The 2,201-nt window shown below is 67.3% G+C and carries 4 protein-coding genes; 2 read left to right on the top strand and 2 right to left on the bottom strand.

Annotated elements, in window-relative coordinates; translation table 11 throughout:
• A partial coding sequence (locus tag G3N93_RS38270; RefSeq protein ID WP_206135360.1) for a cupin domain-containing protein occupies window positions 1-253 on the bottom strand: 253 nt, incomplete at its 3' end.
• 129 nt (window positions 254-382) lie between these two features.
• Between G3N93_RS38270 and G3N93_RS38265 the strand changes: the two genes are divergently transcribed.
• On the top strand, window positions 383-712 hold the full coding sequence (locus G3N93_RS38265; protein ID WP_011351062.1) for a carboxymuconolactone decarboxylase family protein: 330 nt from the start codon (window positions 383-385) through the stop codon (window positions 710-712).
• A gap of 212 nt (window positions 713-924) precedes the next feature.
• Window positions 925-1,758, top strand: coding sequence for a class II glutamine amidotransferase (locus G3N93_RS38260; protein ID WP_174984212.1), 834 nt, complete (start codon window positions 925-927; stop codon window positions 1,756-1,758).
• A 24-nt stretch (window positions 1,759-1,782) separates the two neighbouring features.
• Here the strand turns inward: G3N93_RS38260 and G3N93_RS38255 are convergent.
• The coding region (locus G3N93_RS38255) for a GNAT family N-acetyltransferase (RefSeq protein ID WP_206135359.1) at window positions 1,783-2,201 on the bottom strand (419 nt) is incomplete at its 5' end.

Here is a 2,201-nt window from a genome sequence, read left to right as displayed (position 1 = left end):
ACCGGCCGGCCCCTGCGTCGAGCAGGTCGTGCGCGCCACCCGCGGGCAGCAGCACGAAATCGCCTTCGGCGAGCTGCAGCGTGCGCCCGTCCGCGGTACGCAGCCGGCAGGTTCCGGCCAGCACCAGGTGAAACGCCGCCTCGCCAGACGGCAGCGGGTCGTGCGGCATCGCGAACGGCCCGTCGAGCAGGCAGCGCACGTCGAGTTCGACATGGCTGCGGCCCAGCGACAGGAGTTGACTCAATGCATCCATGAGACGATTGCGCTAAAAATTGACACTCTAGCGTATCGAAACCCTCAGCGCGAACGATCAGAATAGCCCTGCATCGCCCGAGATCGCGGCGCCCGCCGCCCTCCTCACCCCGACTCGAAAGGACGCATCATGCTGAACTGGAACGAATACCGGAAGGAACTCTCGACGCGCATCGGCGAGATCGCCAAGCTGTCGCCCGATACGCTGGCCGGCTACAAGGCGCTGTCAGGCGCCGGCGCCAAGACGGGCCACCTCGACGCGAAGACGCGCGAACTGATCGCGCTGGCGGTCGCCGTCACGACGCGCTGCGACGGCTGTATCGCCGTGCACACCGCGGAAGCGGCCAAGCATGGCGCGACCAAGGAAGAAGTGGCGGAAGCGCTCGGCGTGGCAATTGCGCTGAACGCGGGTGCGGCGCTCGTCTATTCGGCGCGCGTGATGGACGCGCTCGGCGAGTGAACTTGACGGCTGCGGCGCTGCCGTCAGGTGGCGGCGTCCGGCCGCATTGGCTGCATGGCCGCCCGGTCGCGCATCGCGCCTCCGGGCAGGCAACCGATGTATGAAGATTGGCCAGCGTACCTGCCCGAATGACTGGCCGCGTGCGCCCAGGCGCGGATGCGCCACGAAGTCGGCTACCATGCTGCGAACGATCCATCGTGAAGGAGCGCTCCATGTGCCGCTGGCTCGCCTATACGGGTAATCCGATTCATCTCGAAACCGTACTGTTCCGCGCGAAGCATTCGCTGATCGACCAGAGCCTGCATTCGGAGCTGGGAGCGACGACCACCAACGGCGACGGCTTCGGCATCGGCTGGTACGGGCGCCCCGAAGAACTCCCGTTCCGCTACCGCTCCGTGCATCCCGCGTGGAACGACCGCAACCTGCGCGAAGCCGCGCGCGCGATCCGCTCGCGGATGTTCATCGCGCACATCCGCGCGGCCACCGACACCCCCGTGCAGGAAACCAACTGCCACCCGTTCCGCCACGGCCGCTGGCTGTTCGCGCACAACGGGCTGATTCGCGACTTCCACAAGCTGCGCCGCGACCTGACGATGAAGGTCGATCCCGCGCTGTTCCCGACGCTTGAAGGCTCGACCGACTCCGAACTGATGTTCCGCCTCGCGCTGACCTACGGCCTCGAGCAGACGCCGCTGCCGGCGCTCGAGCGGATGGTCGGCGTGGTCGAGGAAACCGCTGCGCGACATCGCGTGACCGACCCGCTCAACATGACGATCTGCGCGACCGACGGTGAACGGATCATCGCGGTGCGCTACTCGAGCGAACGGCAGTCACGCTCGCTGTTCCACAGCACCTCGTTCAAGCACCTGCACGAGCTGTATCCGCACAACCCGCGCATCGCCGAAGCCGGCGACGACGCGTTCATGGTCGTGTCCGAGCCGCTCGTCGACTTGCGGGGTGCGTGGGAGGAAGTGCCGGAAAGCATGGCGATCGTCGCGCAGGGCGCCGATGTGCAGCAGCGGCCGTTCAGCCCGCGGCACAAGTAGCGCAACGGGCGGTCATTCGCACCGTCAGGCGCGGCGCGACAACCGCATCCGGATCGAATCGAGTTCGGCCGGCAGCCGGCGCGAACGGGCGCGCGGCCGCGGCAGCGCGGTGAATCCGAGCCGTTCGTACAGCGCGCGGGCCCGCACGTTGCGGGTCAGCACGTCGAGCACGACATCGCGACTAGCGTCGACCGGCAATGCACCGGTGTCCAGCGCGTCGCGCAACAGTGCGCTGAAGATCCCCGTGCCACGCTGCCGTTCGTCGGTTGCGCAATGCGCGACGAGGATCTGCGAGCGCTTCGGCGCCGGAATTTCCGTTTCGAGAATCAGCCCGCGCAACAACTGGCCAATCGTGCGGCGCACGCCGAAGAAGCGCGCCAGTGCCCACACGACATGCACGTCGTCGAACATCGTCTGCTGCCCGTCGTGAATCGCCATCACGA

Source organism: Burkholderia sp. Se-20378 (assembly GCF_017104665.1).
GTDB lineage: Bacteria > Pseudomonadota > Gammaproteobacteria > Burkholderiales > Burkholderiaceae > Burkholderia > Burkholderia lata.
This window is presented reverse-complemented; position numbering and strand designations above follow the sequence as displayed.

Excerpts from the sequence above, each read along its gene's own strand:
- G3N93_RS38265 (WP_011351062.1), top strand. The coding sequence starts at position 383 with ATGCTGAACTGGAACGAATACCGGAAGGAACTCTCGACGCGCATCGGC.
- G3N93_RS38260 (WP_174984212.1), top strand. The coding sequence starts at position 925 with ATGTGCCGCTGGCTCGCCTATACGGGTAATCCGATTCATCTCGAAACC.